Source organism: Polaromonas sp. P1_H6, from assembly GCF_056405195.1.
In genome coordinates this window covers 72,289-94,482 of the sequence record NZ_JBFUCN010000017.1, presented here as the reverse complement: position 1 = coordinate 94,482, position 22,194 = coordinate 72,289, and the positions used below count along the sequence as shown (strand labels likewise).

General features: G+C 64.5%; 23 protein-coding genes. 12 read left to right on the top strand and 11 right to left on the bottom strand.

The genetic code is table 11. From position 1 onward, the window contains the following. Positions 1-181: 181 nt before the first annotated feature. Positions 182-808 carry a LysE family translocator gene (locus AC1D1F_RS16410; RefSeq protein WP_477679248.1) on the bottom strand — a complete coding sequence of 209 codons (627 nt, stop codon included), beginning with the start codon at positions 806-808 and terminating at the stop codon, positions 182-184. Positions 809-902: 94 nt separating this feature from the next. Here AC1D1F_RS16410 and AC1D1F_RS16405 point away from each other — a divergent pair, with 94 nt between their 5' ends. After that, a complete protein-coding gene (locus AC1D1F_RS16405; RefSeq protein ID WP_477700777.1) occupies positions 903-1,583 on the top strand; it encodes a DNA-3-methyladenine glycosylase I in 681 nt (226 codons plus the stop codon). 1 nt (position 1,584) lies between these two features. Here the strand turns inward: AC1D1F_RS16405 and AC1D1F_RS16400 are convergent, their stop codons facing one another. The 4 genes from AC1D1F_RS16400 to AC1D1F_RS16385 all read right to left on the bottom strand — a co-directional run bounded on the left by AC1D1F_RS16400 (position 1,585) and on the right by AC1D1F_RS16385 (position 4,880). Beyond that, complete coding sequence (locus tag AC1D1F_RS16400) at positions 1,585-2,559, bottom strand: magnesium and cobalt transport protein CorA (RefSeq protein ID WP_477679247.1); 975 nt, start codon at positions 2,557-2,559, stop codon at positions 1,585-1,587. 66 nt (positions 2,560-2,625) lie between these two features. Continuing rightward, positions 2,626-3,093 carry a MaoC family dehydratase gene (locus AC1D1F_RS16395; protein WP_477679249.1) on the bottom strand — a complete coding sequence of 156 codons (468 nt, stop codon included), beginning with the start codon at positions 3,091-3,093 and terminating at the stop codon, positions 2,626-2,628. A gap of 37 nt (positions 3,094-3,130) precedes the next feature. Continuing rightward, positions 3,131-4,408, bottom strand: a complete 1,278-nt coding sequence (locus AC1D1F_RS16390; protein WP_477700776.1) for an MFS transporter — start codon at positions 4,406-4,408, stop codon at positions 3,131-3,133. Then, positions 4,401-4,880: a MarR family winged helix-turn-helix transcriptional regulator gene (locus tag AC1D1F_RS16385; RefSeq protein WP_477676746.1), complete on the bottom strand. Its 480-nt coding sequence runs from the start codon at positions 4,878-4,880 to the stop codon at positions 4,401-4,403. Before AC1D1F_RS16385 ends, AC1D1F_RS16390 begins: the two co-directional genes overlap by 8 nt. A gap of 48 nt (positions 4,881-4,928) precedes the next feature. On the opposite strand from AC1D1F_RS16385, the gene AC1D1F_RS16380 reads away from it, so the two are divergent. The 5 genes from AC1D1F_RS16380 (at position 4,929) to AC1D1F_RS16360 (ending at position 8,018) form a co-directional block, all read left to right on the top strand. After that, positions 4,929-5,477: a PaaI family thioesterase gene (locus AC1D1F_RS16380; protein ID WP_477676747.1), complete on the top strand. Its 549-nt coding sequence runs from the start codon at positions 4,929-4,931 to the stop codon at positions 5,475-5,477. A 9-nt stretch (positions 5,478-5,486) separates the two neighbouring features. Then, positions 5,487-6,227: a hypothetical protein gene (locus AC1D1F_RS16375; RefSeq protein ID WP_477696688.1), complete on the top strand. Its 741-nt coding sequence runs from the start codon at positions 5,487-5,489 to the stop codon at positions 6,225-6,227. A gap of 154 nt (positions 6,228-6,381) precedes the next feature. Further along, positions 6,382-6,900: a GNAT family N-acetyltransferase gene (locus AC1D1F_RS16370; protein ID WP_477676749.1), complete on the top strand. Its 519-nt coding sequence runs from the start codon at positions 6,382-6,384 to the stop codon at positions 6,898-6,900. Positions 6,901-6,913: 13 nt separating this feature from the next. Further along, positions 6,914-7,366 (top strand): NUDIX hydrolase, encoded by a 453-nt coding sequence (locus AC1D1F_RS16365; RefSeq protein WP_477676750.1) that lies wholly within the window; start codon positions 6,914-6,916, stop codon positions 7,364-7,366. Positions 7,367-7,370: 4 nt separating this feature from the next. Beyond that, positions 7,371-8,018 carry a P-loop NTPase family protein gene (locus tag AC1D1F_RS16360; protein WP_477676751.1) on the top strand — a complete coding sequence of 216 codons (648 nt, stop codon included), beginning with the start codon at positions 7,371-7,373 and terminating at the stop codon, positions 8,016-8,018. Here the strand turns inward: AC1D1F_RS16360 and AC1D1F_RS16355 are convergent. Continuing rightward, positions 8,008-8,733, bottom strand: coding sequence for a purine nucleoside phosphorylase YfiH/LACC1 family protein (locus tag AC1D1F_RS16355; protein ID WP_477700775.1), 726 nt, complete (start codon positions 8,731-8,733; stop codon positions 8,008-8,010). The genes AC1D1F_RS16360 and AC1D1F_RS16355 overlap by 11 nt on opposite strands. Positions 8,734-8,963: 230 nt before the next feature. Next, positions 8,964-9,839: an MBL fold metallo-hydrolase gene (locus AC1D1F_RS16350; RefSeq protein ID WP_477676753.1), complete on the bottom strand. Its 876-nt coding sequence runs from the start codon at positions 9,837-9,839 to the stop codon at positions 8,964-8,966. Between the two features lie 120 nt (positions 9,840-9,959). On the opposite strand from AC1D1F_RS16350, the gene AC1D1F_RS16345 reads away from it, so the two are divergent. From AC1D1F_RS16345 to gloA, 4 genes are all read left to right on the top strand, one after another. After that, on the top strand, positions 9,960-10,289 hold the full coding sequence (locus AC1D1F_RS16345; protein ID WP_477655198.1) for an ArsR/SmtB family transcription factor: 330 nt from the start codon (positions 9,960-9,962) through the stop codon (positions 10,287-10,289). Further along, a complete protein-coding gene (locus AC1D1F_RS16340; protein ID WP_477676754.1) occupies positions 10,286-10,720 on the top strand; it encodes a YeeE/YedE family protein in 435 nt (144 codons plus the stop codon). The genes AC1D1F_RS16345 and AC1D1F_RS16340 overlap by 4 nt, the downstream gene beginning before the upstream one ends. Before the next feature lie 10 nt (positions 10,721-10,730). Further along, positions 10,731-11,147 carry a DUF6691 family protein gene (locus AC1D1F_RS16335; RefSeq protein ID WP_477071342.1) on the top strand — a complete coding sequence of 139 codons (417 nt, stop codon included), beginning with the start codon at positions 10,731-10,733 and terminating at the stop codon, positions 11,145-11,147. A gap of 69 nt (positions 11,148-11,216) precedes the next feature. Beyond that, a complete protein-coding gene (gene gloA / locus AC1D1F_RS16330; protein ID WP_477676755.1) occupies positions 11,217-11,627 on the top strand; it encodes a lactoylglutathione lyase in 411 nt (136 codons plus the stop codon). Between the two features lie 164 nt (positions 11,628-11,791). Here the strand turns inward: gloA and AC1D1F_RS16325 are convergent, their stop codons facing one another. The 4 genes from AC1D1F_RS16325 to AC1D1F_RS16310 all read right to left on the bottom strand — a co-directional run bounded on the left by AC1D1F_RS16325 (position 11,792) and on the right by AC1D1F_RS16310 (position 20,930). Next, complete coding sequence (locus AC1D1F_RS16325; RefSeq protein WP_477700774.1) at positions 11,792-17,557, bottom strand: alpha-2-macroglobulin family protein; 5,766 nt, start codon at positions 17,555-17,557, stop codon at positions 11,792-11,794. Between the two features lie 95 nt (positions 17,558-17,652). Further along, on the bottom strand, positions 17,653-18,315 hold the full coding sequence (eda, locus tag AC1D1F_RS16320) for a bifunctional 4-hydroxy-2-oxoglutarate aldolase/2-dehydro-3-deoxy-phosphogluconate aldolase (RefSeq protein WP_477676757.1): 663 nt from the start codon (positions 18,313-18,315) through the stop codon (positions 17,653-17,655). Next, entirely contained in the window at positions 18,306-20,123 is a 1,818-nt protein-coding gene (gene edd / locus AC1D1F_RS16315) for a phosphogluconate dehydratase (protein WP_477696477.1), read from the bottom strand. The genes eda and edd overlap by 10 nt, the downstream gene beginning before the upstream one ends. A 213-nt stretch (positions 20,124-20,336) precedes the next feature. Beyond that, entirely contained in the window at positions 20,337-20,930 is a 594-nt protein-coding gene (locus AC1D1F_RS16310) for an OmpA family protein (protein ID WP_477696476.1), read from the bottom strand. Between the two features lie 109 nt (positions 20,931-21,039). On the opposite strand from AC1D1F_RS16310, the gene AC1D1F_RS16305 reads away from it, so the two are divergent. Beyond that, positions 21,040-21,588: a gamma-glutamylcyclotransferase gene (locus tag AC1D1F_RS16305; RefSeq protein ID WP_477675779.1), complete on the top strand. Its 549-nt coding sequence runs from the start codon at positions 21,040-21,042 to the stop codon at positions 21,586-21,588. An 85-nt stretch (positions 21,589-21,673) separates the two neighbouring features. Then, on the top strand, positions 21,674-22,189 hold the full coding sequence (locus AC1D1F_RS16300; protein WP_477675761.1) for a superoxide dismutase family protein: 516 nt from the start codon (positions 21,674-21,676) through the stop codon (positions 22,187-22,189). Positions 22,190-22,194: the final 5 nt, after the last annotated feature.

Below are 22,194 nucleotides of genomic sequence, written 5' to 3'. Positions count from 1 at the left end.
ACCCCGTCTGGACCGAGCACCGCAGGTTGCCCGTAGCGAAGCGCAGGGACGCAGCAACCAGGGTCGCCTTTTCTTTTGCTTACTTTTCTTTTGGCGAAGCAAAAGAAAAGTGAGTAGCCGCCGGGCTACCCCCGGCCAGCAACCCTCAGAGGAGAGCGCCCCGCCGGAGCAAAACCCGAACTCAGGCCGGCCGCCGGGCCAACAAAGCCCAAACCCCAGCCATAGACAACAACGCCCCACCCGCAAAATTAAACCTCCGCTGCGCCCGCGGCGAAGCCAGCAGCGTGCGAGCCGAGGCGGCAAACACCGCATAAAGCGTGGCGTTCAAACTAGCCATCACCACAAAGGTCACGGCCAACACCCAGAGCTGGCGAGTGACGTCGGCAGCCGGGTTGATGAACTGCGGCAGGAAGGCCACAAAAAACACAATCCCTTTGGGGTTGAGCGCGGTGACCAGATAGGTGTTGCCGAACAGCTTCCACAAGGAGCCCGGGGCTTCGGGCGCCGCGGCCTGCATGGGTGAAATGCCGGCACGCAAGAGTTTGATGCCGAGGTAGAGCAGGTACAGGCCGCCGGCCCACTTGACCACCGTGAACCAGAAGGCCGACGCCGCCAGCAGCGCGCCCAGGCCGAACAGGGACACGACCAGCGCGGTCGAGTCGCCCAGCGCCACGGCGGCAACCAGCGGGATGTTGGCCCGCTTGCCATGCGCCATCGAATAGCTGATGACCGTGAGGATGGTCGGGCCGGGAATGATGAGCAGGACGGCGGTTGCGGCGACAAAAGCGAGCCAGAGCTGGAGGGACATGGTGCGTGTTTCCGAAGTTGCGGGGCCATGAAGCCATGAAGGGGGATTGGGTTTCATGATAACGCCGGCCGCCCGCATCTGCCTAAAATCGCCCATGCCTTCCGCCACCCCACCCAAGCCTCCCGCAGCAGCCGCATCACCCGCCGCGGGCCTTTTTACCGACGACAGCCGGACCACGCGTTGCGCCTGGTGCCAGGCCACGGCGGTTTACCGCAACTACCACGACAGCGAATGGGGTTTCCCGGTCGACGACGAGCGCCGGCTGTTCGAGAAGATCTGCCTCGAAGGTTTCCAGGCCGGCCTGAGCTGGCTGACGATTTTGAACAAGCGCGAATCCTTTCGCAGCGCCTTCGCCAACTTCGACGCCGAGCAGGTAGCCCGATTCGACGCGCGCGACATCAAGCGCCTGGTCAACGATGCCGGCATCGTTCGCCACGCGGGCAAAATCGCCTCGACCATCAACAACGCACAGCGTGTGATCGAGCTGCGCAAAGAGTTCGGCTCACTGGGCGCTTTTGTCTGGCGGCTGGAGCCGGAGGCCAAAAGCCGGCCCGCGCGCATCACGCACGAGGCTGTCAAGGCCATGCCCACTTCACCGGCCTCGACCACGCTGTCCAAGGACCTCAAAAAACGCGGCTGGACTTTTGTCGGGCCGACCACGATGTACGCCTTCATGCAGGCCATGGGACTGGTCAACGACCACATCGAGGGTTGCGCAAGCCGCAAGGCGGCGCTGGCGGCGCGCAAGGCCTTTACGCCGCCCAAGGTGTCGTAAGTTATAGCCAGCGGGCGCGCTTGAAGCGCCAGTAGAGAAGCGAGCAAGCCACCACAATCATGCTGATCGCCATGAGGTAGCCGTAGCGCCATTTAAGTTCGGGCATGGCTTCAAAGTTCATGCCCCATATGCCAGCAAACGCCGTACAGACCGCAAAGATACTGGCCCAGGCCGCGAGCTTCTTGGTCACTTCGCTTTCCTCGATGGTCACCATCGCCAGGTTCACCTGGATGGCCGTGCCAATCGTGTCGCGCATGTTTTCGATCAGCGCATTGATGCGCGTCAAATGATCGACCACATCGCGGAAATAATCCTGCACGCCGGCGCAAATCTGCGGCACGCGTCCGCCGTAAAGTTTGCTGGCGCCTTCAAGTAGCGGCGCAACCGCATGCTTGAGCACCATCACGCTGCCCTTGAGTTCGTAGAGCCGTTCGATGTTCTTGCGCGCGGCGCCGGGCGTGAAGATGTCTTTCTCGATCAGCTCCAGCTCGGTCTCGAGTTCGTCAAGAACGGGAAAGTAGCGGTCCACCACCGCGTCCATCAAGGCATACAGCACAAAACCCGAGCCGTTGCGCAACAGCTCCGGCTCGCGCTCGCAGCGTTCGCGCACACCCAGGAAACCTTTGTTGCTGCGGTTGCGCACCGAGAGCACATAGTTCTTGCCGGTGAACACGTCGACCTCGCCGACGTGAAGCTCGCCCGGCTTGTCGGTGGAAGGCTCTACCAGGTGCAGCACCGAAAACAGCGAAGCACCGTATTCCTCGATCTTGGGCCGCTGGTGGCCGTGCCGGGCGTCTTCGACCGCGAGTTCATGCAGGCCGAACTCGTGCTGCATTTCCTCGAGTTCTTCCGGCGTGGCGTCTTGCAGCGCCACCCAGACAAAAGCATCGGGCCGGCAGATGTAGTCGCTGATCTCACTGACCGGGATGTCGGCGAGTTTGGTGCCGTTCTGGTAAACCACGCAATTGATAAGCATCTGTGAATCCCAAGTTGGCCTCTTGCGTGGATTCTGGCACAGCGGCCACCGGGCACAAGCCCAGGCTCAGACAGCTTTACGCGGCACCACCAGCTTGTAGGTCGACTGCTGCAGCACGTCTCCGTGCTGGTTGAGTGTCTGGCTGCGCACCACCACCCGGCCCCGGTCGGGCCGCGACGCCGAGGGGGTCACGCTGACCACCTCGGTTTCCACATGCAGCACGTCGCCGGGGCGTGTCGGTTTGGGCCAGCTGATTTCACCACCGGCGCCTATGATGCCGCCGGCCAGCGGCAGGCCGCCGCCCACCAGCAATCGCATGGTGACGGCCGCCGTGTGCCAGCCGCTGGCGGCCAGGCCGCCAAAGAGAGTCGCCTTGGCGGCTTCGTGGTCCAGATGGAAAGGCTGGGGATCAAACTGTGCTGCGAACGAGATGATTTGCGCCTCGTCCAGCGCGTACTCGCCGCTCACAAAACGGTCGCCCACCCTCAGGTCATCGAGGTAGTGCCGCGTGGCCGCGTCGGGTGTTTGCGTCATGGTGTTCATGGGCTGTCCTTGATGCGAGATCGCCGATTCACGCTGCGGCCTTGGCGGCCATCTGCCTCGGCAACAGCGCCTCGCGGATCGGCAGGTTCACCAGCGCGGCGCCAACGGCCAGCACGATGTCGATATACCAGACCCAGTCGTAGCTGCCCGTGGCCTGGAACACATAACCACCCAGGAAGGCGCCCAGGAAGCCGCCCACCTGGTGCGACAGCATGACCACGCCGAACAGCATGGCCATGTTGGCCGTGCCGAACATCTTCGCGACCAGGCCCACTGTGGGCGGAACGGTCGACAGGAAGGTCACGCCCATGACGGCGGCAAAGATCAGCATCACGGCCGGTGTCTTGGGCGCCAGCAGGAAGACGAGCACGGCCAGTCCACGCGTCGCGTACAGCAGGGCCAGCAGCGACTTCATGCGCCACCGCCCCACGGCCCAACCCATGGACAGGCTGCCGACGATGTTGAACAGGCCAATCATCGCCAGCGACCAGCCGCCGATTTCAGGCGGCAGGCCGCAGGCCGCCACCACGCCCGGCAGGTGGGTGGCCAGGAAGGCCACATGAAAACCGCAGACCAGAAAGCCGGCGGCCAGGTAACGGTAGCTGGGTGTGGCGATCGCCTGGCTGACGGCCTGGCGCGCACTGAGCGCTTTGGTGCCTGAGGCCGCAGCGGCCTGCGCCGCCAGCGCTTTCGAGTTGCCCTTGAGCACCAGCACCGCCGGCACAGCCAGCAGCACCAGCGCGCCCAGCCACTGCATCGCGCTGGCCCAGCCGACCGCGGCGGTGAGGCCGATGGCAATCGGCGCCATCGCGAACTGGCCGAAGGAGCCGCCGGCGTTGACGATGCCCGTGGCCAGGCCGCGCTTTTCCGGCGCCACCAGCCGTGTGCTTGCGGCCATCAGCACCGAGGGGCCGGCCATGCCGGCGCCTCCCGCGGCCAGCACGCCGATCGCAAAGATCAGCCCGGCCGTGCTGGTCATCAGCGGCGTGATGATGGTGCCCACGGCCACCAGCAGCACACCGAAAAAAATCMCGCGGCCGGTGCCTATGCGGTCGGCCACCGCGCCGGCAAAGGGCTGCGTCAACCCCCACCAGAGCTGGCCGAAGGCGAAGGCCAGGCTGATGCTGCCTATGCCCAGCGCGGTCGAGGTATTGAGCGCCGAGAGGAACAGGCCCATGGTCTGGCGCACGCCCATGGTCAGGGCAAAAGTGCCGCCGGCCGCCAGCAGCACCAGCCACATGGCGATATGGCGGGCGGCGGGGGGTGAAGCCGCAGCGGCGGAACTGGAAGGCAGGGGTTTATTCATCGTCGGCTCCTGATTCGATGGGGGATAAAAGTTCCAGGGATTCATTGATCAGTGTGTGCAGCGCCAGCACCCTTTCGACGCCCAGCAGCGCGTTGAGCTGCTCCTGTGCGGCCTTCCAGCGCGCGCGGGCTTCTTCGCGTTTGGCGCGGCCCGCGTCGGTGAGCACCACGGTGCGGCTGCGCGCGTCACTGCCCGCGGTGAGCTCTATCCAGCCGGCGTCTATCAGCGGCTTGAGGTTGCGCGTCAAGGTGGAGGCGCTCATCTTCATGCCGCGCGCCAGCTCGCCGGGCCGCATGGGGCCCAGCTTGAGTACATAGGTCAACAGCGAGTACTGCGTGGTCTTCAAGCCCGCCTTGGTCATTTCAAGGTCGTAGTGGTGCGCGACGCGGCGCATCAGCTGCCGCAGCTTGACATTGGTGCAGCCCTGCACTTTGAGTTCGGCCTGGGTTGACAGGCGGGTTTTCTCGTTCATAATTTGATTGTAGCTACAACTATTGCATATGCAACACTTATGAACACCATGACCCCACAAGAAACATTGGCTCAGTGGATGGAACAGAGCGCCGCGGTGCGCGACCGCATGGAAAAAGGCGGCGGCAGGCCAGGCCTGGCACGGCCGGAAGACGTGGCCGGCAAAACCGGCATGGAGGTGATGACCGCCATGCTGGCCGGCAAACTGCCCTATCCTTACATCGCCGAGACCCTGGACTTTGCGCTGATCGAGGTCGAGCCCGGCAAGGCCGTGTTCCAGGGCACGCCGCAGCTCAAGCACTACAACCCGCTGGGCACGGTGCACGGCGGCTGGTACGCCACGCTGCTGGACTCCGCCGTGGGCTGCGCCGTGCACACCATGATGCCCGCGGGCCGGGCCTACACCACGGCCGAACTGAGCCTCAACATCGTGCGCGCCGCCTCGCACAAGACCGGGCCGCTGCGCGCCATAGGCACCGTGATCCACTGCGGCCGCCAGCTGGCCACCGCCGAAGGCCGCATCGTCGGGCCGGACGGCAAGCTGTATGCGCATGCGACCACGACCTGCCTGGTGTTTGAGGTGCCGGGGCAAAAGTAGCCTGGCGGCATGACCCACGGCCACGCTGCGGAGCCAGCTACAAGACTGTGGCGTGAATGCCGAATCGCACGGCTCTGCACCACGAAAGCTCAAGAAAAGTACACCCTTACACAGGGAAGCACTTTAGGATTTCGGCGTGTTGCAAGCACGCTGTATCACTGCGCGCTCAGGTTCAACCTTAAACATCCATGCCTTGAGGAATCAACTGTGCGGCTGCTACTCATCCCGTTTATTCTCGTTGCCTTGTCTGGTTGCGCTGCGATGTACGAAGGTCCCAAAGAGGGACAAGCCCACGCCCGGCTACGCGTCATCTCGTCTGCCGGTGAACCCGTCGAAGCCAACTTGGTGGAGTGCTCGGGCAACGGTAAAACGTCAACGCTGGGCTACTTTGATCCCCTGTCGGCCATCAAGGCGGGCAAGCCACCCCCGTCAAAAGTGATCGGAATGCCCGACACCAAACATTCATCCATCGGGGTCTTTGAGCACAACATCCCGGTTGGCGCCCCATTGGGCGTCAGATTCGTGGGTACCCGCAATTTTGGCCGGTTCAGTATGTCCTGCAATGTGACAGCTTATTTTGTACCGCAAGCGGGCCGCGACTATCTGGCACGTTATGGCTCAACGAACGTCGGAAGGGAGTTCGCAAAGGTTTGCGAGGTCATCGTGGAGGAAATCATTCCCTCCAATGCCCGGGTTTCTGAAACAGTGCCGGTGCAGACGGCATCCGCCGGATGCTCCAAGATTCTCTAGCCACTTGAAAAAACCCTGCCCCGTGCGCACCATGATGCCCGCGGGCCGTGCCTGCACCACGGCCGGCTGAGCATCAACATCGTGCGCCGCCCGCGTTGCGGGCCGTTTGCCTTGCAGGTCTAGAATCCGGCCTGCCCCTTCCTTCAGAGCCGCCATGGATGCACCTACATTGAGCGCCGTAATCTATGTTCGCCGCCCTGTCCTTGCCGACGAGCGCGCGTTTCTTTCCGCGGCGCGCGCCAGCCGCAAGCTGCATCACCCATGGACGACCGCGCCGGACACACCGGCCCTGTTTCGCGCCTACATCGAACGCATGGGCTTGCCCACCAATAGCGCTTTCCTTGTCTGCCGCCGCGACACCCACGCTCTGGTGGGTGTCGTCAATGTCACGAATATCATCCTGGGCCTGTTTCGCAGTGGCTACCTCGGCTATTACGCTTTCGCGGGGCATGAGCGGCAAGGCCTCATGCGCAAGGGCCTGCGGGCCGCCGTGGGGCACGCATTCAAGTCACTCAAGCTGCACCGCCTGGAAGCGAATATCCAGCCGGAGAATGCGGCTTCCATTGCCCTGGTCGCGTCGTGCGGATTCGCGCAAGAAGGGTATTCGCCGCGATACCTGAAGATCGGTGGCCGCTGGCGAGACCACGAACGCTGGGCCATCCTGGCCTCGTAGCGCAATGTCCCGGATGAGGCTCCCGTTCTCCGTCCAGGTATTTCTTGTTGCCAGGCACGAAGCCGCCTGGTCAGTTCTCCTGCTGCAGCGCAACGCGCGGCCGGAACTCGCTTTGCCGGACTTCTGGCAAGGCGTTTCCGGCGCACTGGAACCCGGTGAGTCCTTCGAGGCAGCGGCGATCCGTGAAGTGCATGAAGAAACCGCCATCAAACTCACGTCCGCAAGCGACACCGGTTTCGAGCAGGTTTTTCCCATCAGGCCGGAATGGCGTGAAACCTACGGGCCAGAACCCGTGCAGGTGCTGGAAAAAGTTTTCTATGCGGTGGTCCCAGGGAAAGTCCGACCCAAGCTCTCGCACGAACACAAGGCATTTCGTTGGTGCAGCGAATCTGAATCTCTTGCGTTACTCACCTTTGCCAACAATGCACGGTGCATTGAGGCCGTCTTTCGGGCACTCGTGACGTAGAGACTTGCCCCCTTCAATCAGCCAGGCCATCCTCCCTGCTATCGGCGAAGACGATGGCGAATTCGTCTATAAGGCATTGATGAAAATCGTGATCATCGGAAACAGCGGAAGTGGAAAAACATGGCTTGCCACACGGCTTGCCGCACTTGCATCGGTCCCCATCATTCATCTAGACGAATTATTCTGGTTGCCTGGCGGCTTCGACGAAAGGCGGTCCGACGGGGAAATTGCATCGCTGACAGCACAAAGCAGGACCATGCCGGGGTGGGTTGTAGAAGGCGTTTTTGGTGAGCTGGCCGCGCCCTTTCTCGAGGATGCGCAAGCGCTGATCTGGCTCAATATCGAGTGGCCGGTTTGTCGGCAACGCTTATTGGCTAGAGGATCAGAAAGTAAAGCTCATATGGGAAGAGCCCAATCCGAGGCTGGGCTTGCCAGGCTCCTTGAATGGGCGTCGGCTTATCCCTCACGTGGCGACACTCGGTCTTATGAAGGACACCTTTCGCTGTTTCAACGCTTTCCCATGCACCGGCTCTATTTGCAAAGCGAGGAAGAGGCCGCCGGCTTGACGAACTTCGCAACACAAGCCGGTGTATCAGATGCGCTTCAGCGCGCCGTGGCAGGCGCTGTTAGATGCCCGTCACCTACACCTTGACGATCGCGGATCGTTGAACGGATTTTCCGCAGCCCCTTCTGTAGCTGAGAAAGCCTGGCTGCGTGTTTCCTTTTTCGTCCATCACCGTGCTGCAAATGGTGCACGCGTTGACATCCGAGAACGCACCGAATCCACACGCCTGCAATTGCCACCCTATCAACGACGGGAGATCCAGTTTCCGATGGGTCGGTTCAATCATGTGCCTGGGCAAGGGAAATCTGGCGGCAAATCTTTCGACCAATTCCGCAGACACTTCATAACAACAAGGGCGCGCGCCTGGCCCAAGTGCCGCGACCCAGTTTTGGGGGTGATCCCCGTTTCTGGATATCAGGTCCGCGGCCTCCTTCACGATCCCACCCAAGGCCCCTCGCCAGCCCACATGAATTGCCATGACGGCCGAGCCATCCGAGCGCGCCAGTAAAACAGGAAAACAATCCGCGTTGGCAAGCGTCAGAAGCAAGTTGGCCGTTGCCGTAAAAAGCCCGTCGGCTTCCCCAACCTCGCTTTTCTTTTCGTGGACGGAGCAGATCCGCACGCCATGGACTTGCGTCTTGACAGGGCGGTCATCCCAATACGGAGCGGCAAATGGCGGCAATGGCTCGGCCAGGTTGCCGAAGCCGTGACGAATATTCGGGATTTCCGACAATAAGGGACTGACCAGCAATTTAGCGCTCCAATCTGGAAGTACATAACACCCTGCAATCGCGGCATTCACGGTTTTCGATGACTGATGAATCGGATCCGAACCGCAAGCCAGTAGTTACTCGAGTTACTGTATCAATACGGGGCCCGCGAGGAAAAGCCAAAGACCACTGGCTATCCCCACTACGGGAGTTTGTCCCAACAAACCACAATGACGATGTGGGCCGGACGCTTCTGCACGAACCGATGCCATCTCGCTCTGGTATCAGCCGAAAAAAAGCGCGCCAGCGCATCGATGAGGAGCTAGGCAATTCCCAACGCATTGACCGGAATCTTGAGGTAACTCACGCCGTTGTCCTCAGCCGGCGGCAGGCCGCCCGCGCGGATATTGACCTGGATGGAAGGAAGCATCAGCGTGGGCATTTCGAGCGTGGCGTCCCTGGCCGAGCGCATGGCCACAAAAGCATCTTCGGAAATACCGTCACGCACGTGGATGTTGGCCTTGCGCTGCTCGTCCACCGTCGTTTCCCATTGAGGCGCGCGTTCGCCAGGCGGATAGTCGTGGCAGACGAAGACCCGCGTCTGCGCCGGCAATCGCAGCAGCTTGCCGATGGAGCGGTACAGCTGGCGGGCGTCGCCGCCAGGGAAATCCGCGCGCGCGGTCCCCACGTCGGGCATGAAGAGCGTATCGCCCACAAACACCGCGTCACCCGCCAGGTAGGCCATGTCCGCGGGCGTGTGGCCAGGCACGTGCAGCGCGGTCATCTCCACATCGCCTATCGCGAATATCTCGCCGTCCTTGAACAGGTGGTCGAACTGGCTGCCGTCCGGTGCGAATAAAGACTCCAGGTTGAAGATTTTCTTGAACGTGGACTGTACGGTGCGTATGTGTTCGCCAATGGCAATCTGGCCGCCGGTGCGCGCCTTCAGGTAATGGGCTGCCGACAGATGGTCGGCGTGTGCATGGGTTTCCAGAATCCACCCGACGTGAAGGCCTTGTTGCTCCACATGGGCCAACACATGGTCAGCCAGCTCCGTGCTGGTGCGCCCCGACTTGAAGTCATAGCCGAGCACCGGGTCGATGATGGCCGCCTGTCCCGTGCCCCGATCCGCCACGACATAGGTGACAGTCCCGGTCGCGGTATCAAAAAAAGCCTGGGGATCGAGCGGGATTTGCATGGACCGGGTTCCTTCATTCAAGGCGTGTGTCACTACATTATATATTTACATATAATATCAAGCAGTCCCATCAAGCAGTCCCATCAAGCAGTCCCATCAAGCAATCCCCAGCGCATAGCCATGACTTCATCCTCTCCAGTTTTAGACACCGGGCAACTTCGCAAGGCTGCCGCGCAAGCCGTGGGTGCACTGAAGGCACTGGCCAATGAAGACCGCCTGCTGCTGCTCTGCCAGCTTTCGCAGGGCGAGCGCTGCGTGAGCGAGCTCGAGCAGGACCTGGGCATACGCCAACCCACGCTCTCGCAGCAGCTCGGCGTGCTGCGCAATGAAGGCGTGATCACCCCGCGCCGGGACGGCAAGAACATTTATTACCGCGTGGCCGAACCCGGGACGCTGGAAATCCTGGCGCTGCTCTACCGCCTGTACTGCCCCGAAGGAGGCCAACGATGACCCTGGACTGGAGCGCCTTCACACCCTGGCCCGCACTGGCGGGCGGCCTGCTCATAGGCCTGGCCGCCGCGATGTTCGTGCTGCTCAACGGGCGCATCGCCGGCATCAGCGGGATTCTGGGCGGACTGCTCAGACCGATGCGCGGCGACATAGGTTGGCGCGTGGCCTTTATCGCCGGCCTGATGGGTGCGCCGCTGGCCTATGGCATGTTCTCGGCCTTGCCTCGCGTGCAGGTGGACGCCGCTTACGGCGTGCTGGTCGCCGCCGGTTTGCTGGTAGGTGTCGGCACGCGTTATGGCGCGGGCTGCACCAGCGGCCATGGTGTGTGCGGGCTTTCAAGGCTGTCGCCGCGTTCGCTGGCGGCCACGGTGACCTTCATGGGGGCCGGTTTTGCCGTGGTGTTCCTGGCGCGCCACCTGTTCAAGCTTTAGGAGAAGGACCATGTTGATACTGTCCTCCCTGCTGGCCGGCCTGGTGTTCGGCCTGGGCCTGATCGTCTCGGGCATGGCCAATCCCGCCAAGGTTCTCGGCTTCCTGGACCTTGCAGGCCCATGGGATCCGTCGCTGGCCTTTGTCATGGCCGGCGCCATTGCCGTGGGCTTCTTCGCTTTCCTGCTGGCTAAAAAAAGGCGCTGTTCCCTGTTGGGCGCCGATATGAAACTGCCGGCCGCAGGCCCTGTGGATCGCAGGCTGCTGGCCGGTAGCGTTCTTTTCGGCGTGGGATGGGGGCTTGCCGGTTTCTGCCCCGGCCCGGGGCTGGTGGCGCTTGGCATGGGTGAACCCAAAGCCGCCGTGTTTGTGCTTGCCATGCTGGCCGGCATGGCGGTCTTCGAGCTGCTCGAAAGGCGGCGGCCCTAAACGGCACGTAGCCCAGGGCCATGGGACGCGGCCCGTGCACGTTCGCGCGCAGCGCAGGATAATCGCCCGATGCGACTCCTACACACCATGCTGCGCGTTGGCAATCTCCAGCGCTCCATCGACTTCTACACCCAGGTGCTGGGCATGAGACTGCTGCGCACCTCGGAGAACCCCGAGTACAAATACAGCCTGGCCTTTGTCGGCTACGGCAACAACCCCGAGCATGCCGAGATCGAGCTGACCTACAACTGGGGCACCGAAAGCTACGACATGGGCACGGCCTTTGGCCACATCGCACTGGGTGTACCGGACGCGTACGCGGCTTGCGAAAAGATCAAGGCCGCGGGCGGCAACGTGACGCGTGAAGCCGGCCCGGTCAAGGGCGGCACCACCGTGATCGCCTTTGTGACGGACCCGGACGGCTACAAGATCGAGTTGATCCAGCGCGCCGAAAACGCCGCAGGCGCGGGCCTGCGCTAAGAGCCGCTCACAAAACCCTCCTGGCGTTGTTGCGCCGCCTTGCCGTGCTTGTAGCACTGTCTGCGGCGACGCGCCTAGCCAGGACCGCTTCGCTGGGTTTTGTGAACGGCTCCAGACTCTACAACCCCTGTCCTCAATTGCGCTGCACTTGCAGGGGCCGCATCTCAGCGGCGCGCAGGCCCCTCTTTGACGACCCATTCCGCATTCGGCGTCTCCGCGAAAATTTCAGGCGCATACATGGCCTCGAGCCGTGTTGCGGGAAACCTGAATTCGCCGGCGTTATTGATGCGCACCGAGTACTCCGTGCTCCAGCTTCCGCGGGGAACCCACCGGTAGTAGCCTTTGTAGCTGTCCGCCGCGCGCTCGACATAGGAGGGCCAGGCGGCGCCGGTGTTTTGGGGGTCTCGCTGGGCGAGTGCGCTTTCGCGCCCCAGGCCGCGGCCCAGTATGGTGGCGCCCGAAGGCACGGGGTCATGCACTACGACCCAGGTCAGGTCGGCCTGCGAATGCATGGTCAGCCGTATCCGTGCCACATCGCCCACCGACCACTGGCCTTTGACCTTCTGCTCCACGGCCGTGATGGTTTTTTCGACCCGCATGCCGGCGTTATGGGGTTTGTCCAGGCGCACCGCGGCCTTGATGCTTACCGTCGCCCACGGCGCGCCGCTGCCCTGGTGCGTGATGAGCAGCTTGTCGCCACTGGGCTTCGGCTCCAGCCGCAGCAGCGCCTCGGGCGGCTTGGGCCACGCCACTGTGCGGGCCGCTTTCGGCTCGCCCGCCAGGCTCAGCTGTGTGCTTCCGCTGACAGGCCCTTTCTCAACGCCGGCGGCAAAACGCTGCAAGGCAATCGTGGCCCAGGCGTTCGCCGCCGTGGTCGACCAGCGCCCCTGCTGCTGGCGGCCTGTCAGGCCCGTGATGACGAGCGGCACATCGTCTTTCCAGCCCGGGTCTATCGCTTGCCATTGCTGCAGCACCAGCGCCGTGCGCGCGGCGGCCAGGTCGCCGCTCCACATAAACCACCACCAGTTCTCGCGCTCTTCATTGCGCCAGTTCAGGCGTGTCCCCTGCACGTCGTAGCGGCTGCGCAACAGCGCCGCGGCGGCATCCAGGTCGGCGACGGAGCGCGATTCAGGCGCCTGCGCCAGCAAGGCACGCGCCCAATCGGTAAGTGCGACCGTGGGCAGGCTTCCCGGGTCTTCCGGCCGCACCGGCAGCGCCGCCGTGTTGCTCAGCGTGCGCTGCTCGATCAGCGTGGCCTGCAGGGACAGCTGCCGGGCGACCGGGTCGCTGCCGCTGGGCATCCAGTCCTGGCCCGGCAGCTGGCCCCGAAGGATTTTCTGCAAGCCCGCCAGCATGCGCGTACGCGAAGCGGCCGGGATGGCCCAACCTTTGGCGGCGGCCACGTCCAGCAGGTGCGCGGTCAGCGTCTCGCTGCCGGCCAGGCTGTTTTCGGGGAAATACCGGGCCAGCCCGTTGGCGTCCAGGTAGCGCGGAAGGTCGCCCATGAGCCTGTCCCAGGCTTTCACATCCCCGGCCACCACGGCCTTGCTGCTGTCCTGTTCCAGGCAGGCGTGCGGGTAGGCGGCCATCCATTGCCGCACCCCCGCCAGCGACGCATCGACCAGGCTGTCCTGCAAGGCCACGCCGACCACGGCCGACTGCGGCTGCGCGTTGGACGGCATCACCACGGGCAGGCTGGCCAGGCCATTGACTTGCAGCAGTGTGGCCTGGCGCACCGTGACGGGAAGCGCCGGCAGCACGGCCTGCTCGACGTCCATGGAATCGGCCACGCGGCCGTCCGGCATGGCGGCCGAAATGCGCCAGACCAGCGCGCTGGCGCCTTGCGGCACTACCATGCTCCAGGAGACCGGCTGCGACTGCCCCGGCGCCAGGCGGAGCGTGCGCTCCGCGGCAATGGTTTTTGCTTCCGCAGCCACAGTACCGGTCTTCAACGCAACCCGGGCCTTGAGTTGCAGGGACACGGCAGCAGGTCCGCCGTTGCGGACCGTGACCTGCTGGACCAGCCGGTCACCGCTGCGCACCACCGGCGGCAGCCCCGAGAAGATCTGCACCGGTTGCGTGGTTTGCACACCGGCATCGCCGGTGCCGAACTGCTGCTCGCCCTGCTGCGCAATGGCGATGACGCGCCAGCGTGTCAGGCTGTCGTTAAAAGGCACCGTCACCAATGCCTCGCCTTGCGCGTCCAGCACTACTTCAGTGGTCCAGAACGCCAGCGTGCTGAACTGGTTGCGCACCGCGGCACCTTCCGCGCCTTCCGATCCGTCCGAGGTGCGCATCGATGCAGCCGCTGGCGCGGCCGGCGCGTTGGACGGGCTCACAAAACGGCCCCGGTCGTCGCTGGGCCAAAAGGCGGGTTGGGCACCGAATGTGAGCGAACGTGCCAGTTGGCTCTCAAGGCCCGAACCATGGACCTGGATGGCGCGCGGACGCATCATGGCGCCCAGCAGATTCCAGCTGGGGTTTGGGCTCAGCGCCAGCAGGGCCTCGTCTACCGCCAGCACTGTGAGCTTCGCGCCGGCTGCTGGCCTCTGGTCCCTGCGCTGAACGGCGGTGACCTTCACGCTCACCGCCGTGCGCGGCGGCAGGATGGCCTTCGCGGGTTCGACCTTGACGTCCAGCGCGAACACCGTGGGTTGAATGCCGACGCTCAGTACCGCGTTGTTGGCAAGCGGCTGCGCCTTGCCTTCCACCGGATCGGGCAAGCCGGCCAGGCCGCGCATGAAGCGCGCGTGGACCTGCACATTCGGGGCCTGCTCAGGCCGCACCGTGATCGGCAGCGTGGTGACCGGCTGCGTCAGCGTGTAGACGGCTGTGTCCAGCACGCTTTCGCGCTCGACCGTCAACAACAGCGTCGCCGGCAGAAAGGGCGCGCGCACCGAGATCTGCACGGGCTGCACCGCATCCACCGGCTGTGTGCCGGCCAGTGCCAGCAACTGCTCGTTGCGCGGATGCAATTCGTACTGGTTCACGAACACGCTGCTGCTGATCGCCTTGCCGGCGCCGTCGCTGCCCTGGATGCGGAACAGCCAGCCGGGACTTGCGCGTTCGCGCGGCTCGGGCAAGGCAGGCATCGCGGCCGCCTCGCATTCGATCTGACCCCTGAGGTCCGTCTGCGCCCCGCAGACCGCCTGCTCGTTACCGGCCAGCTCAATCCTGGAGCCGCCCTCATAGATCTGCCAGGCCGGCCGCACGGACACGGCGACTTTGCGCCCGGCCAGCGGCTTGTCGTCGGCATCCAGGACCAGGCCATGCACGACCGCGACAGCCGTGCCTTTTGCCACATCCGGCCGAGCCGCCACACGTACGCCAAGCCGGGTGTCCGAATGCCAGAGAACAAAGCGCTGTGCGATGGTCTGCACCTCGCCGCTGGGGTCGGCGAACTTCATCTCGGCAAGCAGCGTGGCGGGACGGTCGAACACCGGCGGCTCGACAAGCAGCAGCCTCCTACCCTTGGCATCGAGCCGTGACGGGATGGGTTTGAAAGGCGGTTCCCACGCCTTCGGCAACAGCACATCAGCAAAACTGTAGCCCTGCACCGGTGCTGTCGCATAGAACATATAGCGGCCCTGAAGCTCGACCTTGTGCTGCGCCGCCGCGCCGCCGGCCATGAAAGCCAGGCTCAGCGTCGCAGGCAGGCTTTGTTTCCCGGCGCGCCAGACGGCCTTGCCCGTGAGCGCGGCTTCGAACACCGGGGCGCGGAATTCTTCCACCACAAAATACATGCCGTGGGTGGATCCATCCGGGCCGGTCACAGTGGCCCTGTAGGTTCCCAGCCTGGCATTGGCCGGTACCGTCCATTGGCTGAGGGCCTGGCCCGCCGCATCCCAGGCCAGCGGCAGGGACGCCACCAACTCGCGCTCAAAATGCAGGTCGACCTTGCCCGTCCCGGCCGGGAAATTTCCAAAGCCGGCGGCAAGCCGCTTTCGCACAAGGTGCTGCATGTGGACCGTATCGCCCGCCTTGAAGAGCATGCGGTCCAGGATGGTGTGGCCTATGCTCGACAGGCTGCCATAGTTGTAGCGGTAGCTGCCACTGTCATCGACCAGCAAGGCAAGGTCCTTGCCCTTGCGCGCAACCACGAGCACCCTGTCCCGGCCCTGCCCATAGCGGTCGGCGCAGGTGTCAGCCTGGGGCAATCCGGTCAGGGGCTGGCTGATCCTGAGCAGGCCGTTCGCATCGGTGTCGCCCTGGGCCAGCGCGCGTCCCTTGCAGCTCATCACGTCGACCGACACGCCGGCCACCGGCAAGCCGCTGTCCAGCGCGGTAACCCAGACCAGGGACTCGCCGCCGTGACCTATGCGCGTGCTGATGTTGAGGTTGGTCACCACGACCAGGGCCGCGCGCTGCTGGGGCCCCCGCTGCTCTGAACCGGGCGCGCCCGCCGCGCCGGCCATCTGCCCGGCGAAGGCGCTGCTGTGAGCCTCCGCCAGGTACAAGCCGGGCTCGGCCAGGGCCAACGGCACGAATTCCATGGCGGCGCCCTGCGTGGGCACGTTCTGCAGGCTGCTGCCCGCCCAGTCCCGGTTCTGCTGCGCGATGATGGGGTAAGGCCGCGGCGGCGTCTCATAAGCCTGCGGCCAGTCTTGCATGCTCCGCCACAGCGCCAGGGCACTTGCCGAGCTTGCCGCCCGCACCGCCAGTGCATCGCCCGGCGCCTTGCCGTCCAGGCTCTCGCCGCCAATCCGCATCAGCTTCACCGGCACGGCCTTCTCGGTGCGCCGCACCGCCAGCGGCCATAGCGCGGGTTTGCCGGCCTCGAAGGGCAGCACGCCGCTGCTTTTCGCAAAACCCACATAGGGCGGCAGCGTGGAGGTTTTCGCGCGCCAGGGAAACGCATCCCGATTCGACAGCCTTCGGCCATCGACGTCGACCAGGCCTTCGGGCAGGGTCACCACCAGCACCGAGTTTTCCGCTGGCACCGGGATGGAGGGTGAGCGTTCGGTGGCCACCGAACGGCCCTGGTCCTGACTGTTCCAGCTGCGCTCCACCTTGACCGGGAGTGCCGCACCAGCGGCATCCCGGACCACGACCTGCTTCAACCAGGACAGCGCCACCTCCTCGGTGAACTCGAGCCGGATGGGCTGCCGCGGGTCACAACCTTCGGTGGCATCGAGCTGCACGCAGCGCAGGTCCGCGCGCAGCATCGGCCGCACGGTGTAGTTTCCCAGCGATTGATCGTCGCGGCTGCTCACGCCCTGCTGCGAGGCAATATCCTTGCCCCACAACAGCCGCACCGGTGCGCCGTTTGGCAGCGGCTGCGCGCAGCTGACCGCAAACGTATCAGCCTCCGAAAAAAGCGGGACTTGGTACTGCCGCCGCTGGGCGGCCGGCTGGTATTCCTCGCGTGCCCGCTCGACCGAAAGCACTTTGACGGGATGCTGCACCGTACCCACGACACAGCGCAGGCCCTGCGTCAAAGCATCGCGGCTCGTCGCGGCGCTGGCATGCAGCAGGAAAACCTGGTCCTCCTTGATGCGGGCGCCCTCGGCCGGTTCAGACCAGTCCACCTTGGGCCCGCCGGTGGTGAAGCTCCAGGCTTGCCGCGGCTGGCGCAGCGCCACCCCGGCCAGCGATTGCAGGCCTTCGCGCAATTGCGCCTGGCAGCGTATGCCTGCCGGCAGGGTCGTCTTGAACTCGGCCACCCAGCGCCGTGTATCCACCCAGCGCATGGTGAGGGCAGGCAGCGCCGTGCCTTCGCAACTGAGGACAACAGGCGGGCTTGCGTCGGCCTCGCCCAGCTTCGCCATGTCCTGGCTGAAGCGCACCGCTACCTGCTGAAGCGAGCGTATTTCGCCCTGCGGGCTGAAGCTTTCAACGAAAGGAGAAGTCTCCGTCTGGGCGGGGGCCGCCACGGCGGCAAGGGCCAGGCACACAAACACAGCGCCATGGCGCATCGCGGAAGCAAACATGCGGAGGTCCTTGGTAGTCGATCGATACTAACCAATTCCCGCCGCGCGTCCCCCTTTATCGGTGTGTGCCACCGAGCTGCGGCAAACCCCGCCGCTCAGCCGTCGTTGCGCTGCAGCCGGCAGGCCTGCTGCGCCAGCGCCGTCACCTGCGCCCAGTCGCCGCGCGCCAGCACATCGCCGGGCGTGAGCCAGGAGCCGCCCACGCAGATCACATTCGGCAGGCTTAAAAATTCCGCGGCGTTCGCCGTGGAGACACCGCCCGTGGGGCAAAAGCGCACGTCGCCGAAGGGGCCGCTCCAGGCTTTCAGCATGGCCGGGCCGCCGGCCTGCATCGCGGGGAAAAACTTCAGTTCGGTCAGGCCGTCTTCCTGGGCCATCATGATTTCGCTGCCGGTGGCAACGCCGGGCAACAGCGGCAGGCCGGCATCGCGGCAGGCCTGGCCCATGGCGTGGGTGTAGCCCGGGCTCACGGCAAAACGCGCGCCGGCCATGGCGCAGGCCTGGGCGTCGGCGGCGCTGCGCACCGTGCCCGCGCCGACCACGGCCTCCGGCACATCGCGCGCGATGGCTTCGATGCAGGCCAGCGCCTGCGGCGTGCGCAGCGTGACTTCGAGCATGCGGATGCCGCCGGCTACCAGCGCGCGTGCCAGCAGCACGGCCTGTTTGGCGTCGGTGAGCACGATGACGGGAATCACCGGCGCATCCTGCATCACCTGCAGGGCGGTCAGCTTGCCGCTGAGATTGATGTTCACATCCACGATAGAGCTCCTTCTTCAGCCGTCAGCGCGTGGCGGCGCATGCCGGTAAACAGTTCACGGCCCATGCCGACGGCATTGCCAGCGCGCAAGCCGGTGGGCATGGTTTCCACAGGCCGCGCGGCCCATTCCGCTTCGGCCACCAGTACCTTCAGTTCACCGGTGACGGCATCGACACGAATCACGTCGCCGTCGCGCACCCGGGCCAGCGGGCCGCCGGCAGCCGCTTCGGGCGACACATGGATGGCGGCCGGCACCTTGCCCGAGGCGCCGCTCATGCGGCCGTCGGTGACCAGCGCGACCTTGAAGCCCTTGCCTTGCAGCACCGCCAACGGCGGCGTGAGCTTGTGCAACTCGGGCATGCCGTTGGCCTGCGGCCCCTGCCAGCGCACCACGCAGACCACGTCGCGGTCGAGTTCACCGGCATTGAAGGCCAGGTGCAGGGCTTCCTGCGAATCAAACACGCGGGCCGGCGCTTCGATGACATGCCGGTCGTCGGGCACGGCGGAGACCTTGATCACGCAGCGGCCCAGGTTGCCCTGCAGCAGCTTGAGGCCGCCGGTGGCGCTGAAAGGTTTGGCGGCAGGACGAACGATGGACTCATCCTTGGACGCACCCAGTTCGTGCCAGGCGAGTGCGGCACCGGCCATTGACGGCTCGCGTGTGTATTCGCGGATGCCGCCTTCGCGCACCGTGAGCACGTCTTCATGCATGAAGCCCGCGTCCAGCAGTTCGCGGATGATGAGCCCGGGGCCGCCGGCGGCCTGGAACTGGTTCACGTCGGCGCTGCCGTTGGGGTAGACGTGGGCCAGCGTCGGCACCACGTCCGAGAGATCGGAAAAATCGTTCCAATCGATCACGATGCCGGCCGAATGCGCCACGGCCACCCAATGGATCAAGTGGTTGGTCGAGCCGCCCGTGGCCAGCAAGGCGACCATCGCATTGACGATGGCTTTTTCGTCGACGATCAGGCCTATAGGTGCAAAGCGTTTTTCCTTGACGATGCCCAGCACGGTGCGCGCTGCTTCGCGCGTGAGTTCCTCGCGCAGGGCGTTGCCCGGGTTCACAAAGGCGGTACCGGGCACATGCAGGCCCATGGCCTCGAGCAGCAGCTGGTTGCTGTTGGCCGTGCCGTAAAAGGTGCAGGTGCCGGGGCTGTGGTAGGACTTGAACTCGGAATCCAGCAAGGCATCACGGCCGACCAGGCCCTGCGCGGCCTGCTCCCGCACATAGGCTTTTTCCTTGTTCGGGATGCCGGAAGTCATGGGCCCGGCGGGCACAAAGACCGTGGGCAGGTGGCCAAACTGCAGGGCGCCTATCAGCAGGCCCGGCACGATCTTGTCGCACACGCCCAGCATCAGCGCCGCGTCGAACATGTCGTGCGAGAGCGCTATCGCCGTACCCATGGCGATCACGTCCCGGCTGAACAGGCTGAGCTCCATGCCGCTGGTGCCTTGGGTCACGCCGTCGCACATCGCAGGCACGCCACCGGCGACCTGGGCCGTGGCGCCCAGCTTGCGGGCTTCGTCCTTGATGAAGGCCGGGTAAGCCTGCAAAGGCGTGTGCGCCGACAGCATGTCGTTGTAGGCGGTGACGATGCCGATGTTGGGCGCGCGCTGCGTCACGACCTTGAAGCGGTCATCGAGCGGCATGCCTGCGAAGGCATGCGCCACGTTGGCACAACCCATACGGTCCATGCCGGGGTCGCGCGTGGAAGCCGCATGCAATTGCGCGAGATAAGCCTCGCGCGTGGGGCGGCTGCGCGCGGCGATGCGGGCCGTGATGTCTGAGACTTTGGGATGAAGTGCCATGGTGGAGCTTTAGGTCTGGGTGGCGGGGGCTGCCGGAGAGGCGATGTAACTTTATTACTGACTCTATGGTAACGGGTTACCGACCCCTTTGAGGCGAATGTGGTTACGGTACGGTTACCAAACACAGTCTGCCGCCAGGGCGGCTGGCCCAACGTCGGTTCCCTGCTCTTGCCCTTGTCAGCGATGCACTACGCCCGCCGGGCGCCTGGCTTTTTATTGCAGCGAGATTTCAACGCGGCGCGCCTCGGCATCGCTGCTCCCGGTCAGCTGCTCGGGTTTCTTCAGCTCGATCTGCCGTTCGGGAACACCCGCGGCCTTGAGTGCATCGCGGACTGCCAAGGCGCGTTGTTTTGCCAGGGCCGCATTTTTTGCGGCGTCGCCTGTTGCGTCATGAAAACCCGAGATCACCAGCGTACGGCCGCCCGCCTTGGCGGCCTTGACCAGGTCGGCCATGGCATCCACCGCGCCGGCGGCCAGGTCTGCATTGCCGGAAGCAAAATAAAAGCGCACCACGCTCTGCTCGACCTTGACGCTGGCGGCATCAGCAGCGGCTTGTGAGGCCTGGGAAGCCTGGATGGCCTGGGCGACGTCGGGAAGGATTGCGGGGGTAGCGGCAGGCGCCGAAGCCACAGTTGCGGGGGCCGTCGCGGCGACCGCGATGGCGGGAACAGGCGGAGCGCCCGAAGGCTTGGCGCGGTGCAGCCGGTGCAGGCTGATGCCTATGACCAGCGTCATGACAAAAACAATCAGGCCAAGAACGACCGCCAACACCAGGCCCTGCTGGCCTTCATCGTCCTGAGAAAACATTGCCCGACTCCCGTCACAAAAACTCGGCCCATTGTAAAGTGCGTCTGTGGAAAATTCAGCAAAGCAACTGGCCGGCCCCGGCCTTTCCGTTCCCCGCAACCCCGACCATATGCTGGAGACCGTCATGCGCGAGTGGGGCGGCAAGCACGACCTGTGGATCTTCGCCTATGCCTCGCTGATCTGGCGCCCGGAGTTCGAGCATGCGGAAGAGCGTTTTGCCACCATCCACGGCTACCACCGCGCGCTGAAGATGTGGAGCCGCGTGAACCGCGGCACGCCGGAATGCCCTGGCTTGGTCTTCGGCCTGCTGCCCGGCGGCAGCTGCAAGGGCATGGCCTTTCGCATCCCGCGCGCGCAGGTCGCCGGCGCCCTGCCCGCCCTGTGGGCGCGCGAGATGCCCAACGGCGTCTACGACCCCAAGTGGCTGCGCTGCCAGACCACGCAGGGCGACCTGCGGGCGCTGGCTTTCACGCTGTCCAAGCGCAGCCCCAGCCACACCGGCGTGCTCAGCGAGGACGTCTACCGGCGGATTTTTTCGGACTCCTGCGGGCGCTACGGCACCACACGCGAATATGCGCAGCTCACCTATGACAAGCTGAAAACCCTGGGCATCCACGACCATGCGCTGGGCAGGCTATTGGCGCTGGTTAATGGCTAGGCACCGTTTGAGTCTTGCCAGCGAAGGCCATGCGGCCTACAGTGGGCCTTTCCATTTTTCCGCCAACCCTTCAGGAGACCGCATCATGATCTACCGTCTGGCCACACTCGCCGCCGCCCTTGTGCTCAGCGCCTGCGCATCCACCACGAGCGGCCCGCGCGCCGTGGCACAGCTGCAAAGCACCACAGGCAACAGCGCGGCCGGCACCGTGAACTTCACCCAGAGCGGTGACAAGGTGCTGGTCTCGGGCGAGATTCGCGGCCTCAAGCCGAATGCCGAGCACGGCTTTCATGTGCATGAAAAAGGCGATTGCTCCAGCGGCGACGGCATGAGCACGGGCGGGCACTTCAACCCAGGCGGCCAGCCGCACGGCAGCCATTCGGACATGGCCCACCACGCCGGCGACATCCCCAGTTTGAAGGCCGACGCGTCGGGTGTGGCTAAGTTCAGCTTTGAATCGAAAACCATTGCCATCGGTAGCGGCGTGAACAACATCGTGGGCAAGGGCCTGATCGTGCATCGCGACCCGGATGATTACAAGACACAGCCCACCGGTAATTCCGGCCCACGACTGGCCTGCGCAGTGATCGCGCTAAGCTAGAGAAC

Coding starts and splice junctions, on each gene's coding strand:
- AC1D1F_RS16410 (WP_477679248.1), bottom strand. CDS start 808: ATGTCCCTCCAGCTCTGGCTCGCTTTTGTCGCCGCAACCGCCGTCCTG.
- AC1D1F_RS16405 (WP_477700777.1), top strand. CDS start 903: ATGCCTTCCGCCACCCCACCCAAGCCTCCCGCAGCAGCCGCATCACCC.
- AC1D1F_RS16400 (WP_477679247.1), bottom strand. CDS start 2,559: ATGCTTATCAATTGCGTGGTTTACCAGAACGGCACCAAACTCGCCGAC.
- AC1D1F_RS16395 (WP_477679249.1), bottom strand. CDS start 3,093: ATGACGCAAACACCCGACGCGGCCACGCGGCACTACCTCGATGACCTG.
- AC1D1F_RS16385 (WP_477676746.1), bottom strand. CDS start 4,880: ATGAACGAGAAAACCCGCCTGTCAACCCAGGCCGAACTCAAAGTGCAG.
- AC1D1F_RS16380 (WP_477676747.1), top strand. CDS start 4,929: ATGACCCCACAAGAAACATTGGCTCAGTGGATGGAACAGAGCGCCGCG.
- AC1D1F_RS16375 (WP_477696688.1), top strand. CDS start 5,487: ATGACCCACGGCCACGCTGCGGAGCCAGCTACAAGACTGTGGCGTGAA.
- AC1D1F_RS16370 (WP_477676749.1), top strand. CDS start 6,382: ATGGATGCACCTACATTGAGCGCCGTAATCTATGTTCGCCGCCCTGTC.
- AC1D1F_RS16365 (WP_477676750.1), top strand. CDS start 6,914: ATGAGGCTCCCGTTCTCCGTCCAGGTATTTCTTGTTGCCAGGCACGAA.
- AC1D1F_RS16350 (WP_477676753.1), bottom strand. CDS start 9,839: ATGCAAATCCCGCTCGATCCCCAGGCTTTTTTTGATACCGCGACCGGG.
- AC1D1F_RS16345 (WP_477655198.1), top strand. CDS start 9,960: ATGACTTCATCCTCTCCAGTTTTAGACACCGGGCAACTTCGCAAGGCT.
- AC1D1F_RS16340 (WP_477676754.1), top strand. CDS start 10,286: ATGACCCTGGACTGGAGCGCCTTCACACCCTGGCCCGCACTGGCGGGC.
- AC1D1F_RS16335 (WP_477071342.1), top strand. CDS start 10,731: ATGTTGATACTGTCCTCCCTGCTGGCCGGCCTGGTGTTCGGCCTGGGC.
- gloA (WP_477676755.1), top strand. CDS start 11,217: ATGCGACTCCTACACACCATGCTGCGCGTTGGCAATCTCCAGCGCTCC.
- AC1D1F_RS16325 (WP_477700774.1), bottom strand. CDS start 17,557: ATGTTTGCTTCCGCGATGCGCCATGGCGCTGTGTTTGTGTGCCTGGCC.
- edd (WP_477696477.1), bottom strand. CDS start 20,123: ATGGCACTTCATCCCAAAGTCTCAGACATCACGGCCCGCATCGCCGCG.
- AC1D1F_RS16310 (WP_477696476.1), bottom strand. CDS start 20,930: ATGTTTTCTCAGGACGATGAAGGCCAGCAGGGCCTGGTGTTGGCGGTC.
- AC1D1F_RS16305 (WP_477675779.1), top strand. CDS start 21,040: ATGCTGGAGACCGTCATGCGCGAGTGGGGCGGCAAGCACGACCTGTGG.
- AC1D1F_RS16300 (WP_477675761.1), top strand. CDS start 21,674: ATGATCTACCGTCTGGCCACACTCGCCGCCGCCCTTGTGCTCAGCGCC.